Here is a 12,763-nt window from a genome sequence, read left to right as displayed (position 1 = left end):
CCGTTTTCCGCCGGGGACAGTGGGGGCGATGAAACCCGTCTGAGGACCGACCGAGTCCCCGAAGGAGCTCCCTGATGTCGACGCTGCGCGTCACCGCCGAAGTGCTGACCGTCCACGAACACCCCAACGCCGACGCCCTCGAACTGGCCCAGGTCGGGCTGTACCGGGCCGTCGTCGCCAAGGGCGCCTACCGCACCGGTGAGGCCGCCCTGTACATCCCCGAGCAGTCGGTGCTTCCCGCCGAGCTGGTCGAGGAGCTGGGGCTGACCGGGCGGCTGGCGGGAAGCGCGTCGGACCGGGTGAAGGCGGTGCGCCTGCGGGGCGAGCTGTCGCAGGGGATCGTGTGCCGCCCGAAGGCGCTGGCCGACGTCGACCTGTCGCGGGCGGCGGAGGAGGGCACCGACTTCGCGGAGCGGCTCGGCATCGTCAAGTGGGTCCCGCCGATCCCTCCGACCATGAGCGGCGATGTCGAGGTGGCGCCGGATCTGCTGCCGTGGGTCGACATCGAGAACATCCAGCGCTACCCCGGCATCTTCGAGCCGGGCGAGCCCGTCGTCGTGACCGAGAAGCTGCACGGCTCGGCCTGCCTGCTGACGTACGTGGCGGACGAGGAGCGGGTGTACGTCTCCTCCAAGGGCTTCGGCGCGAAGTCCCTGGCCCTGACGGAGGATCCGCGCAACCTTTACTGGCGGGCGATCCGCGCACACGGCGTCCCCGAGGCGGCCGCCCGTCTCGCCGAGCGGCTCGGCGCCCGCCGGATCGGCGTCTTCGCGGAGGTGTACGGCGCGGGCGTGCAGGACCTGACGTACGGCGCGGACGGACGGCGCGACACCCTCGGGTACGCGGTGTTCGACGTCTCGGCAGAGATCGACGGCACGGTCCGCTGGCTGGACGCCGCACAGCTGCTGGAAGGCGAACTTCCCCTGGTTCCCCGCCTGTTCGAGGGGCCCTTCGACAGCGAGCGGATCCTGGGGATCGCGACCGGCCGCGAGACGGTGTCCGGACGCGAGCTGCATCTGCGCGAGGGGGTGGTGATCCGGCCGGCCGTCGAGCGCTACAGCCCGGTGACCGGGGGCAGGGCCATCGCCAAGGCGGTCAGCGGGGCGTATCTGACCCGGAAGGGCGGAACCGAGTACGAGTGAGGCGGCTCATCGAGCCCGGAGTGAGGCACCTCATCGGTCCCGGCACGCAGACTCGCCGGGCCGTTGCTCCACCAGCAGCCGCGAGCCGGAGGCCCGTTCGCCGAACACGTCGTCCGGGTTCGACAGGACACAGGTCGCCAGGGACAGACAGCCGCAGCCGATGCAGTCGGTGAGGTGGTCGCGCAGACGGTTGAGCTGCTTGATGCGCTCGTCCAGCTCAGCGCGCCACGCCTGGGAGAGACGGGCCCAGTCCTCCCGGGTCGGCGTCCGTTCCTCGGGGAGCTCGGCGAGGGCCTCGCGGATCGTGGCCAGCGGGATGCCGACCCGCTGCGCCGCGCGGACGAAGGCGACGCGGCGCAGCGCGTCACGGTGGTAACGGCGTTGGTTGCCGGGTGTGCGGCGACTGCTGATCAGGCCCTTGGACTCGTAGAAGTGCAGGGCGGAGACGGCGGCGCCGCTGCGCGCGGCGAGCTGGCCGACCGTGAGCTCGTGGATCTTCTCGGGAATCTGCGGCACCCCTCGAACCCTACCCACTGCGCTCGACCGCCGGTCCGTTGACATAGCCGCGGCGGGCGACCATGCTAAGCAGTCGCTTAGACCTATGGCATGGTGACATGGGCAGCTAGTGACGCGAGAGGGCCGCAGACATGGCAGAGCCGAGGATCTTCACGTCCGCCGACGACCTGAAGGCGGCGGTGGGCGAGCAGCTGGGGTACACCGACTGGCTGGAGGTCGACCAGAAGCGGATCGACCTGTTCGCGGAGGCCACCGGCGACCACCAGTGGATCCACGTCGACCCGGAGAAGGCCGCCGCCGGCCCCTTCGGCACGACCATCGCGCACGGCTACCTCACCCTCTCCCTGCTGCCGCTCTTCGGCCCGCAGCTGATCAAGGTCGAGAACGTGACGATGGGCGTCAACTACGGCACGAACAAGGTGCGTTTCCCTGCCCCCGTCCCCGTCGGCTCGCGCGTGCGGGCCACCGCGACGATCACCGGCGTCGAGGACGTCACCGGCGGCGTCCAGGTCGCCGTCGCCTTCACCGTGGAACGCGAGGGCGGGGACAAGCCGGTGTGCGTGGCGGAGTCGGTGTCCCGGTACTACCTCTGACCCGGGCGGCGACCGCGGCCCGGGCGCGGCTACTTGGCCGCGCCCACCATCCGCAGCACGAGGTCGGCGTACAGCGCGCCGACCTCGTCGGGTGTGCGCGGGCCGCCGACCTTGAACCAGCGGGCCACGTCGATGCACAGGGAGAGCACCGCGAGGGTCGTGCCGTGCACGTCCGGCACGTCGAACTCGCCGTCTGCCACACCGTCCTCGATGATCCCGCGCACCTCGGCGTCGACCTGCCGGCGCAGGTCGAGGATCTCGGCGCGGGCCGCGGGTCCGAGCGCGTCCAGTTCGTACTGGACGACCCGTGCCGTGGTGCGCCGCCCGGCGTGCCAGCGCACGAAGGAGCTCACGGCCTCGGCGAGGCGCCGGGTGGCGTCCCCCTCGCCGCGGGCCGCCGTGCGCAGGATGTCCAGCGCGCGGTCGTGGCCGATCCGGCTGATGCGGTGGAGCAGCTCTTCCTTGGTCTTGTAGTGGATGTAGAGGGCGGCCGGGCTCATGCCCGCACGGCCCGCGATGTCGCGGGTCGTCGTCGCGTGGTAGCCACGCTCGGCGAAGGCCTCCACTGCGGCGACGAGCAGTCGCCGGGCCGCGTCAGGGGTGACCTCTTCCCACGGCTCGATCTCGCCGCCGGCCGTCTCCTCCGCGGTACTCATCGCTGGTTCGCCCCTCTCGGTACAGGAGCTACACCATACCGCCGAAGGTGAGCGCCCGCTTAGAGTGCCCGCTCAGAGCTTTTCGAAGGGACTGTACGTCCGGGCCGCCGCATCCTGCTTGTCCCGGATCACCTTGGCCAGGGTGAAGGCGGACGTCACCAGATACAGGACGGCGATCGCCAGGAAGGCGCGCACCCAGGCGTCGGCGTTCAGTTTGAAGATGCCGATGGCCGTCGCCGCCATGGCCACGGCGAAGGACGCGACCGCCTGACCGTAGAAGGCGGCGGTGTTCTGCTTGACCGGTGTCTCACTCATGGGACGAGCTTCGCCGGAGCGGGGCCGCGGCCGCATCCGTCCACGTACTCATGACGTACTCAGAACGCCGAGACCCCGGTGAGCGCCCGCCCGATGACCAGCTTCTGGATCTGGCTCGTGCCCTCGTAGAGGGTCATCACGCGGGCGTCGCGCAGAAGCTTGCCGGCCGGGTACTCGTCGATGTAGCCGTAGCCGCCGAAGACCTGCAGGGCGTTGTTCGCGGCGCGGACGGCGGCCTCCGAGGCGAAGAGCTTGGCCTTGGAGGACTCGGTGGCGAAGGGCAGGCCCCGGTCGATCAGGTCGGCGACCCGCCAGGTCAGCAGCCGGGCCGCGTCGACGTCGACCGCGATGTCACTGATCAGCTCCTGGATCAGCTGGTGGTGGGCGATGGTCCGGCCGAACTGTTCACGCTCGCCCGCGTAACGCACCGCCGCGTCCAGCGCGGCCTGCGCGATGCCGACGCAGCCCGCCGCGACCGACATCCGGCCCTTGGCCAGCGCCGACATCGCGACGGAGAACCCCTTGCCCTCGGCGGCCAGCAGCGCGGAGGCGGGGACCCGGACGTCGTCCAGGACCAGTTCGGCGGTCGCCTGGCCGCGCAGTCCGAGCTTGCCGTGGATGGCGCGCCGGGTCAGCCCGGGGGTGTCGGTGGGAACGAGGAACGCGGAGACGCCCCGGTGACCCGGGGCGTCGGTCGAGCGGGCGAACAGCAGGACGACGTCGGCCCAGGTCCCGTTGGTGATGAACGTCTTGGAGCCGTTGATGACGTAGGAGTCGCCGTCGCGGACCGCGCGGGTGGCGAGGTTGCCGGCGTCGGAGCCGGTGCCGGGTTCGGTCAGGCCGAAGCAGCCCACGTACTCGCCGGACGTCAGCCCCGGCAGCCAGCGGCGCTTGTGCTCCTCGCTCCCCCAGGCCGCGACGGTTTTCGCGACCAGCCCGAGCGAGACGGACACGATCCCGCGCACGGACGAGTCCCCGCGCCCCAGCTCCTCCGTGACCAGGCAGTACGCGAGATGGTCACCGCCGGAGCCGCCGTACTGTTCGTCGACGGTCAGGCCGAGAAAGCCGATCTTCCCGAGCTTGCGCACGATGGACCGGTCGACCTCCTCGGCCCGGTCCCACGCGACGACGTGCGGGGTGATCTCACGGTCCACGAAGTCCCTGGCGAGCCGCTGGACGGCCGCCTGCTCCTCGCTGAGACCCAGGTTCACCACGAGATCACCCCACCGACGAAGTCTGACTTTAAATTAGCACTGCTAGTTTCTTTTGCGCAGCCCTACTATGTGCGCCATGGCCCGACCGCGCAAGCCCCTTCTCAGCACCGACCGGATCGTCCAGACCGCACGGGCGCTCGTGGACGCGGAGGGTCTCGCGGCCGTCTCCACGCGCCGGCTCGCCGCCGAGCTGGGGGTGAGCGGACCGTCGCTGTACAACCACTTCCGCACGAAGGACGAGATCCTGGAGGCCGTCGCCGACTCGGTGAGCGCCCAGGTCGACCTGTCGATGTTCGAGGACGGCCGCGAGTGGCGGACCGCGCTGCACGACTGGGCCGTCTCCTACCGGACCGCCCTGCGCGACCATCCGAACATCGTTCCGGTGCTCGCCCAGGGGCCGGGCCGGCGTCCCGCCGGACTGCGTCTGGCCGACGCGGTGTACGGGGCGATGGTCCGCGCCGGCTGGCCGCCCGCGCAGGCCACCTCCATCGGCGCGCTGATGCGGTACTTCATCATGGGCTCGGCGCTCGGCTCGTTCGCCGGCGGCTTCGTCGACGACGTGAACGCCTACGACCCCGCCGACTATCCGCACCTCGGCCAGGCCCACCTGCTCGCCGACCAGCAGGAGAAGATCGACGAGCGGGCGTTCGAGACCGGTCTGACGGCCCTCCTGGACGGCCTCGCCCAGCAGTTCGGGCAACTGCCCTAGCGTCCCGCGCCCTCCGCCGCCGGCTCGTGGAGTCGTCACCTCGTCACCTCGTCACGTCGTCGCCTCGTCGCCTCGTCCGAAATCCGCGAGCCCTCGGACCTCGTCCTTCCTAGCCTGGGGACCATGACGAAGAGCCCCTGGCGTGCCGAGCGCCGTACGGAATGGGCGGCCGCAGGGGCCGCCGTGGTGAGCGTGGTCCTGTGGGCGTCGGCCTTCGTGTCGATCCGCAGTGCGGGCGACGCGTACTCGCCGGGGGCCCTGGCGCTCGGGCGGCTGGTCTCCGGCGCGGCGGCACTGGGGATCATCTGCGCGATACGGCGTGAAGGGTGGCCGCCGAGGCCCGCCTGGCGTGGGATCGCCGTCTCGGGCGTGCTGTGGTTCGGCTTCTACATGGTGGTGCTCAACTGGGGGGAGCAGCAGGTGGACGCGGGGACGGCGGCCCTGGTGGTCAACATCGGCCCCCTCCTCATCGCGCTGCTCGGCGCGCGGCTGCTCGGCGACCCGATGCCGCCGCGGCTGCTGGCGGGGATGGCGGTGTCGTTCGCGGGCGCGGTGGCGGTGGGGCTGTCGATGTCGGGCGAGGGTGGTGCGTCGGTGCTGGGAGTGGTGCTGTGTCTGCTCGCCGCCGTCGGCTACGCGGGCGGAGTCGTCGCTCAGAAGCCGGCCCTGGCCCGGGCGAGCGCGCTGCAGGTGACGGCGTTCGGGTGCCTGGTCGGGACGGTGGTGTGCCTGCCGTTCACGGGCCGGCTGCTGCACGAGGCCGCCGACGCCCCGCTCTCCGCGACGCTCAACATGGTCTACCTGGGCGTCTTCCCGACCGCTCTCGCGTTCACCACGTGGGCGTACGCGCTGGCCCGGACGACGGCCAGCCGCATGGGAGCGACCACCTACGCGGTGCCCGCACTTGTCGTCGGGATGTCGTGGCTGGCGCTGGGCGAGGTGCCGGGTCTGCTCACCCTGGCGGGCGGGGCGCTGTGCCTCGCGGGGGTGGCCGTGTCCCGTTCGAGGCCGCGCACGACGCCGCCGACCCCGCCCGGCCCCAAGGAGCCGGCCCAGACGGCCCCCCTGACCACGCCCCCGCCGCACCCCGAGCGAACCCCGGACTCCGCCTGACCGCGCCCCACTCCGCCCGACCGTGCCCCGGCCCGCTAGCGGCCTGGCAGCGACCCGACTGCGGCCCGGCAGGAACCGGGCTGCGACCGACACGCGTGCGTGGCCATGAGGCGCGCAGGCACGGCCCAGCGCCCGGCGGCGACCCGGCTGCACCCCGGCAAAGACCCGAGAGCGAGCCGACAGCGGCCGCCGCGCGTGCGTGGCCAGGAGGCGCGCCACCCCACGGCCCAGGACCCGGACGGCCCGGCAGCGGCCCGACTGCTGTCTGACTGCTGTCTGACAGCGACCGACTGCGGCCGCGAACGTAATGCGCGGCCATGAGGCGCGCACGACCCACGGCCCCGCGCCGGCAGCGGCCCGACTGCGGCCGCGGCCGCGAGCGGTGCGGGCCGAGCGGTCGGCGGCCGGCGGACGGCGCTCGGCGCTCGGCGCTCGGCGGATCATGGCCCCGCCGCGCCCGACAGCCCGCGGACGGCTTCGGGACCCGGAACCCGGCAGGCGTCGGACTCCACGTGCCCGGGCCACGTGCCCGGGCCGGGCACCGCGAGCCCCTGGCAGCGGTGCTCGAACGCCGGCCGGGCCGAGCACCCGGGCCGTGTCACCCGCTCCCCCGGCACCCGTCGCCCCACAGCTTTCAGCCACCGGGCACCGGACAGCGGAGGTAGGACGCCAGGCACCGAGCGCCGGGCACCGGGGCACCCGGCACCGGACGTCAGGCGCCCGGCGGTGTCAGAACATCACCAGCGCGCGTCCGCCCTTGCCCGCCAGCATGTTGTCGAAGGCCGCCGGGATGTCCTCCAGGCCGATGCGTTCCGTGACCAGGGCGCTCAGGTCCAGGCGGCCGGCGCGCACGTGGTCGGCCAGGACCGGCAGGTCCTGAGCCGGGTCGCAGTTGCCGTACACGCAGCCCGAGAGCGTGCGCCCCCAGTGGAAGAGCTCCAGGGCGTTGAACGTCACCTGCTGGTCCTTGCCGCCGATGCCGACGACCGCGGTGCGGCCGCCGCGCCGGGTGGACTCCCAGGCCGTGCGGATGGTGACCGCGCGGCCCACGCACTCCACGGCCACGTCGACGCCCTGGCCGCCGGTCAGGCCGCGGATGTCGCGGGCCGTCCGGTCGGAGGCGACGACGTACTCCGTGGCCCCCGCCGCCCGGGCCAGGGCCTCCTTCTCCGCGGAGACGTCGACGGCGACGATCGTGGAGGCGCCGGCGATGCGGGCGGCCTGGAGGGTGGCGAGGCCGACCCCGCCGACGCCGAAGACGGCGACCGTCTCGCCGGACCGGACCCGGGCGCAGTGGTGGACGGCGCCGTAGCCGGTGAGGACGGCGCAGCCGAGGAGGGCCGCGTCCGTGAGGGGGATGCCGTCCGGCAGGGGCAGGGCGCAGGAGGCGGGGACGACCGTCTCCTCGGCGAAGGCGGCGACGTTCAGGCCGGGGTGGAGGTCGGTGCCGTGCGTCGTGCGGGCGTAGACCTCGGCGGCCCCGTTGAGGGCGTTGACGCACAGCCAGACCTCGCCGAGCGAGCAGGGATGACAACTACCGCAGGACGGAGCCCAGTTGAGGACCACCCGGTCGCCCGGGGCGAGGTGCTCGACGCCCTCGCCGACGGAGACGACCGTGCCGGCGCCTTCGTGCCCGAGGACGGCGGGGACCGGCACCCGCATGGTGCCGTCGGACAGGGACAGGTCGGAGTGGCAGACCCCGGCGGCGGCGAGCCGGACCCGGACCCGGCCGGGGCCGGGTTGCGGAAGCTCGATCTCCGCGATCTCCAGCGGAGCGCCGATGGCGGACAGGACTGCGGCACGGACGGCCATGTTCGTCGACTCCCTTAGAACTGGAGGGATTTGGTCTGGAGGTACTCGGCGAGGCCGTGGACGCCCAGTTCACGGCCCACGCCCGACTGCTTGTAACCGCCGAAGGGGGCGAGGGGGTTGAAGCGGCCGCCGTTGATGTCGACCTGGCCGGTGTCCATCCTGCGGGCGAAGGCCACCGCCTCCTCCTCGTCCCCGGCCCAGACGGCGCCCGCGAGCCCGTACACCGTGCCGTTGGCGATCCGCAGGGCGTCCTCCTCGTCCTCGTAGCGCAGTATGGACAGCACCGGGCCGAAGATCTCCTCCTGGGCGATCGTCATGTCGGGGGTGACGTCGCGGAAGACCGTGGGGCTGACGAAGTAGCCCCGTTCGCGCGGGGCTTCGGGGCCGCCGGCCACCAGCCGCGCCCCCTCGGCCACGCCCTTCTCGATGTACCCCCGCACGCGTTCCCGCTGCCCGGCGTTGACGACCGGGCCGATGCGGTCGGCGTACTTGGCGGCCGCCGCGGCGGCGAGCTCGACCGCCTCGTCGTAGCGGTCGCGGTGGACGAGCATCCGGGTCCAGGCGCTGCAGGTCTGGCCCGAGTTGGACATCACGTTGGCGACGCCGACGTTGACCGCCCTGGCGAGGTCGGCGCTCGGCAGGATGACGTTGGCGGACTTGCCGCCGAGTTCGAGCGCCACCTTCTTGACGGCCGCGCCCGCCGTCGCCGCGATCCGCCTGCCCACGGCCGTGGAGCCGGTGAAGGACACCAGGTCGACGTCGGGGTGTTCGGCCAGGGCCTGTCCTGCGACCGGGCCGAGGCCGGTGACCAGGTTGAAGACGCCGGCCGGGACGCCCGCCTCGTGGACCGCCTCGGCGAAGAGCTGGGCGGTGAGCGGGGTGTCCTCGGCGGGCTTGAGGACCACCGTGCAGCCCGCGGCGAGGGCCGGAGCGACCTTGGCGACGATCTGGTGGAGCGGGTAGTTCCAGGGGGTGATCGCGCCGACCACGCCGACCGGCTCGTGGAAGACGGTGGAGTTGCCGACCTTCTCCTCGAAGGAGTGGGTGGCGGCGAGTTCGGCGTAGGACCCCGCGACCGCGATCGGCACGGCGGCGTGGACCGCCTGGGAGAAGGCCGGGGGCGAGCCGAGTTCGGCGGTGACGGTCTCGGCGATCTCGTCCTTGCGGGCCGTCAGGACGTCACGGAGGGCGGTCAGGCGGGCCGCGCGCTCGACAGGCGGCGTCGCGGCCCAGCCCGGCAGGGCGGCCCGGGCGGCCCGCACGGCGGCGTCGACGTCGTCGGCCTCGGCCGCCGGGACACGGCCGATCACCTGCTCGTCCACCGGGTTGACGACCTCGATCACGTCCTGGCCCCTGGCCGGGCGCCACGCGCCGTCGAGATAGATGCCGTCGTGTGCCTTCATCGCGTTCCCTCCGGGCGGTCCTCGTCGTCCGCGACCTAAACTAGCGTCGTTAGTTTTCTGGCACCAGGGGACACCGGAGTACGCCTGCTCACTCCTCCAGGTCCGGCAGCCGGGCGGGGGCCGGGCTGACGCGGTCGCCGTACCGGTCGAAGACGAAGACATGGCCGGTGTCCACGAGGAGCGGGACCTGCATGCCGTGCCGGAGGTCGAAGTCCGGGGTGGTGCGCACGACGAGGTCGCCGGGGGCGCGTTCCTCGGCGGTCGTGGGCGACCGCTCCGGCTCCGTCGGCTCGTCCAGGACGACGACCGGGCCGGCCCGCAGGGTGCGCGCCCGCTCCCGCAGCCGGCCCAGGACCCCGGCCTCGCGCCCGCGCCGCCGGGACGGCCGCGGGAGCGGCCGGGGCGCCTCCAGGTCCGCCACGACGGCCGGCCGGGAGCCGGTGTTGAAGTGCACGAGCACCTCGTGGCCCTGGAACTCCACGTGCTCCACCAGGCCGGTGATGTGCGTCTCCTCGGGCCGGGCCTCGGCCGGCGTGGCGATGCGGACGGCCTCCGAGCGCAGTCCGACGATCACCTCCCGGCCCTGCTGCACGCGCAGCAGCTTGTGGTCCGGGGAGAGCGGTTCGGGCAGCCGGAGGGCCTGCTTGCCCAGGCTGATCGTCATCGCGCCGTCCAGCGGGGCCCTGACCAGACCGCGCAGGAGGTTGATGCGCGGGGTGCCGATGAAGGCGGCGACGAAGACGTTGCGCGGCAGGGCGTAGACCGAGCGCGGGGTGCCCACCTGCTGCAGGACCCCGCCGCGCAGCACGGCCACCCGGTCGCCGAGCGACATGGCCTCGGACTGGTCGTGCGTGACGTAGACCGTGGTGACGCCCAGCTCCCGGGTGAGCTTGGAGATCTCGGCCCGCAGGTGGTTGCGGAGCTTGGCGTCGAGATTGGACAGCGGTTCGTCCATCAAAAAGGCCGAGGGGTGGCGGGCGATGGCCCGGCCCATGGCGACGCGCTGGCGCTCGCCGCCGGAGAGCTGGGCGGGGAACCGGTCGAGGAGGTCCTCGATGCCGAGCATCCGGGCGGTGGCGTCCACCTGGGGGCCCGGGTCGGCTCCGGGCGTCTCGATGCGCAGCGGGAAGCCGATGTTGTCGCGGCCGGTCATGTTCGGGTAGAGGGCGAAGTTCTGGAACACCATCGCGATGTCCCGCCGGGACGGCGGCAGGTCGTTGGCGTACTCGCCGTCGAGGCGCAACTCGCCGTCGGTGATGTCCTCCAGGCCGGCGATCATCCTGAGCACGGTGGACTTGCCGCAGCCGGAAGGGCCCAGCAGGACGAGGAACTCGCCGGGCGCTATGTCCAGCGACAGCCGGTCCACGACCCGGCCGCTCCGGGCGTGGACCTTGCTGACGTCGTGCAGGGAGATGGCGCGTGTCATGACAGGTGTCCCCGGGGACTCACTAGGGCGCTGGTGCTCCGCGGTCCGGTCCGCCCCGTGCGGGTCGTACGAGGCGTGTGAGTCACGGAAGTTAACGGACTGTGCGCGGCCGGGGGAAGAGAACGGGCCGGATCGGACGCTCCTGTCCGGCAGGTGAGAAACCGGACTGCCCGGTTCACCGGGCGTCGGGCTCCGGGGCGGCCGGGCCGTCGACGGCGGACGCGGCCCCCCGCCGGGTCAGCGGGTGTCCGTCAGATGGGCGAAGACGACGACGTTGCTGGTGTACCCCGTGGCGTGGCGGAAGAGCCCGCCGCAGGTCAGGACCCTGAGCTCAGGGCGGCGGGTCGGACCGTACACCTCCTTGTCGGGGAAGGTGGCCTTGTCGAAGACCCGCACCCGGTCCACGGTGTAGACGGCGGTGCGGCCGTCGGCGCGCCGGGCCTCGATCCGGGCGCCCCGCGCGACGCGCGCGAGGCCGGCGAAAACCGCGGGGCCGGTCCTGGTGTCGCGGTGTCCGACGGCGACGGCGGTGCCCCGCTCCCCCGGGGTCGGGCCGCCCGCGTACCAGCCGACGAGTTTGGGCGCGTCGACCGGCGGCGTCCCGAGGTGGCGGTCCGGACCGAGCCGGAGCGGGACGATCGGCGCGTCGATGCCCAGCGAGGGCACGCGCAGGGTGGTCGCCGGAGACCGGGTCAGCGGACGTGGCGGGGGCTTGGGGCCGTCGGACCCCTTCTTCCCCTCCGTCCGGTCCCCTTCTCCGTCGCCGCCGGGGGCGGGGTCGGCCGGCGTCCCGTCGGACGCCGCCCCCCCGGCCCGGACCGTTCCGCCCGGGCCGTCGTGCCCCCCGCACCGGACTCCGACCGTCACCAGGACGACCGCCAACACGGCCGTCCTGGTGAGGCGAAAACCGCGCGTCCGGTACCAGGGCCTGCGTACGCGCCTACGCGGCACCATGGTTGCGCCGGCGGGTCAGTCGGAAGTAGGCGACGCCGCCGACGGCCACCAGTCCGACGGCCGCGGCTCCGGCCAGCGGGGTGAAGGCCTGCGAGGTGTCGGCGAGACCGCCGCCGCCGGCGTGGACGCCGCCCGCGGGACCGCTGCCCTTCTCGCCGCTCCAGCTGTTGCCGCCCTGCCCGCTGCCGCTCCACCCGTTGCCGCCCTGGCCGCCGCCGTTCTGGCTGCTGCCGCCCTGACCGCCGCCCTGACCGTTCTGGCCCCCCTGGCCGTTCTGGCCGCCCTGACCGCCCTGACCCCCCTGGCCGTTCTGGCCGCCCTGACCGCCCTGACCCCCCTGGCCGCCCTGACCCCCCTGGCCGTTCTGGCCGTTCTGGCCGTTCGCGGCCCCGACCTCGCGACCGTCGTCCGTGATCGGACGGTTCGGCCCCTCGTTGCCGTCGCGCTGACCCTCACGGCAGTTGATCTTGAAGACCTTCACCTTGGGCGAGACGACGGGGGCGCTCCCGGGAGGGGTGATGGTCCACTCCAGCGTGTACGACCCCTCGGCGAGTCCGAGCGTGTCGGTGTGGCCGGCGCCGTCGGTCAGGGCGATGGAGCCGGTGACGGTGGCGGTGTCGGGCGCCGGGGGCCGCGCCTTGATGGTGTAGGCGACGGTCGTGAGCTCGCCGAAGTTGGCGGCGTCGAGGTAGAACCGGCAGGCCACCGGGTCGTCCTTCGAGACGCCGGGGGGTACCTGCTCACGGTGGATCCTGATGTCGCCGGCTTCCCCTACGGCCATGGCGGACGGCGCCGCGAGACAGGTGAATCCCGCCGCGGCGAGCACCGTGAGAGCGGTGGCGCCGAGGCGGGAGCCGAAGGCGGGCGGGAGCGTCGAGCTGGACATGTGCATTCCTCCGAGTCAGGACGA

Annotated in this window: 13 protein-coding genes; 4 read left to right on the top strand and 9 right to left on the bottom strand. The window is 73.1% G+C overall.

The window, feature by feature from the left end; translation table 11 throughout:
- The first annotated feature begins 74 nt into the window (after positions 1-74).
- Positions 75-1,142, top strand: a complete 1,068-nt coding sequence (locus ACZ7DE_RS17995; protein ID WP_470762256.1) for an RNA ligase (ATP) — start codon at positions 75-77, stop codon at positions 1,140-1,142.
- Positions 1,143-1,172: 30 nt separating this feature from the next.
- Here the strand turns inward: ACZ7DE_RS17995 and soxR are convergent, their stop codons facing one another.
- Positions 1,173-1,658, bottom strand: a complete 486-nt coding sequence (soxR, locus tag ACZ7DE_RS17990; RefSeq protein WP_470762254.1) for a redox-sensitive transcriptional activator SoxR — start codon at positions 1,656-1,658, stop codon at positions 1,173-1,175.
- A 131-nt stretch (positions 1,659-1,789) separates the two neighbouring features.
- Between soxR and ACZ7DE_RS17985 the strand changes: the two genes are divergently transcribed.
- Positions 1,790-2,251, top strand: coding sequence for a MaoC family dehydratase (locus tag ACZ7DE_RS17985; protein WP_470762252.1), 462 nt, complete (start codon positions 1,790-1,792; stop codon positions 2,249-2,251).
- A gap of 29 nt (positions 2,252-2,280) precedes the next feature.
- Here ACZ7DE_RS17985 and ACZ7DE_RS17980 read toward each other — a convergent pair whose 3' ends face one another.
- The 3 genes from ACZ7DE_RS17980 to ACZ7DE_RS17970 form a co-directional block, all read right to left on the bottom strand.
- Entirely contained in the window at positions 2,281-2,907 is a 627-nt protein-coding gene (locus ACZ7DE_RS17980; RefSeq protein ID WP_470762250.1) for a TetR/AcrR family transcriptional regulator, read from the bottom strand.
- 72 nt (positions 2,908-2,979) lie between these two features.
- Entirely contained in the window at positions 2,980-3,222 is a 243-nt protein-coding gene (locus tag ACZ7DE_RS17975; RefSeq protein WP_470762249.1) for a YiaA/YiaB family inner membrane protein, read from the bottom strand.
- 59 nt (positions 3,223-3,281) lie between these two features.
- Positions 3,282-4,433, bottom strand: a complete 1,152-nt coding sequence (locus ACZ7DE_RS17970; RefSeq protein ID WP_470762820.1) for an acyl-CoA dehydrogenase family protein — start codon at positions 4,431-4,433, stop codon at positions 3,282-3,284.
- 79 nt (positions 4,434-4,512) lie between these two features.
- Here ACZ7DE_RS17970 and ACZ7DE_RS17965 point away from each other — a divergent pair, with 79 nt between their 5' ends.
- Together ACZ7DE_RS17965 and ACZ7DE_RS17960 are read left to right on the top strand one after the other, a co-directional pair.
- The gene (locus tag ACZ7DE_RS17965; protein WP_470762247.1) at positions 4,513-5,145 is read left to right on the top strand and encodes a TetR/AcrR family transcriptional regulator; all 633 of its coding nucleotides are present in this window, start codon (positions 4,513-4,515) and stop codon (positions 5,143-5,145) included.
- Between the two features lie 123 nt (positions 5,146-5,268).
- Positions 5,269-6,258 carry a DMT family transporter gene (locus tag ACZ7DE_RS17960; RefSeq protein WP_470762245.1) on the top strand — a complete coding sequence of 330 codons (990 nt, stop codon included), beginning with the start codon at positions 5,269-5,271 and terminating at the stop codon, positions 6,256-6,258.
- A 729-nt stretch (positions 6,259-6,987) separates the two neighbouring features.
- Here the strand turns inward: ACZ7DE_RS17960 and ACZ7DE_RS17955 are convergent.
- The 5 genes from ACZ7DE_RS17955 to ACZ7DE_RS17935 all read right to left on the bottom strand — a co-directional run bounded on the left by ACZ7DE_RS17955 (position 6,988) and on the right by ACZ7DE_RS17935 (position 12,739).
- Complete coding sequence (locus ACZ7DE_RS17955) at positions 6,988-8,070, bottom strand: Zn-dependent alcohol dehydrogenase (RefSeq protein WP_470762243.1); 1,083 nt, start codon at positions 8,068-8,070, stop codon at positions 6,988-6,990.
- Positions 8,071-8,084: 14 nt separating this feature from the next.
- Complete coding sequence (locus tag ACZ7DE_RS17950) at positions 8,085-9,473, bottom strand: aldehyde dehydrogenase family protein (RefSeq protein ID WP_470762241.1); 1,389 nt, start codon at positions 9,471-9,473, stop codon at positions 8,085-8,087.
- An 88-nt stretch (positions 9,474-9,561) separates the two neighbouring features.
- The gene (locus ACZ7DE_RS17945; protein WP_470762240.1) at positions 9,562-10,899 is read right to left on the bottom strand and encodes an ABC transporter ATP-binding protein; all 1,338 of its coding nucleotides are present in this window, start codon (positions 10,897-10,899) and stop codon (positions 9,562-9,564) included.
- A 237-nt stretch (positions 10,900-11,136) separates the two neighbouring features.
- Positions 11,137-11,853, bottom strand: a complete 717-nt coding sequence (locus ACZ7DE_RS17940) for a class F sortase (RefSeq protein ID WP_470762238.1) — start codon at positions 11,851-11,853, stop codon at positions 11,137-11,139.
- On the bottom strand, positions 11,840-12,739 hold the full coding sequence (locus ACZ7DE_RS17935; RefSeq protein ID WP_470762236.1) for a hypothetical protein: 900 nt from the start codon (positions 12,737-12,739) through the stop codon (positions 11,840-11,842). Before ACZ7DE_RS17935 ends, ACZ7DE_RS17940 begins: the two co-directional genes overlap by 14 nt.
- Positions 12,740-12,763: the final 24 nt, after the last annotated feature.

Source organism: Streptomyces sp. NPDC037083, from assembly GCF_055606485.1.
This window is presented reverse-complemented; position numbering and strand designations above follow the sequence as displayed.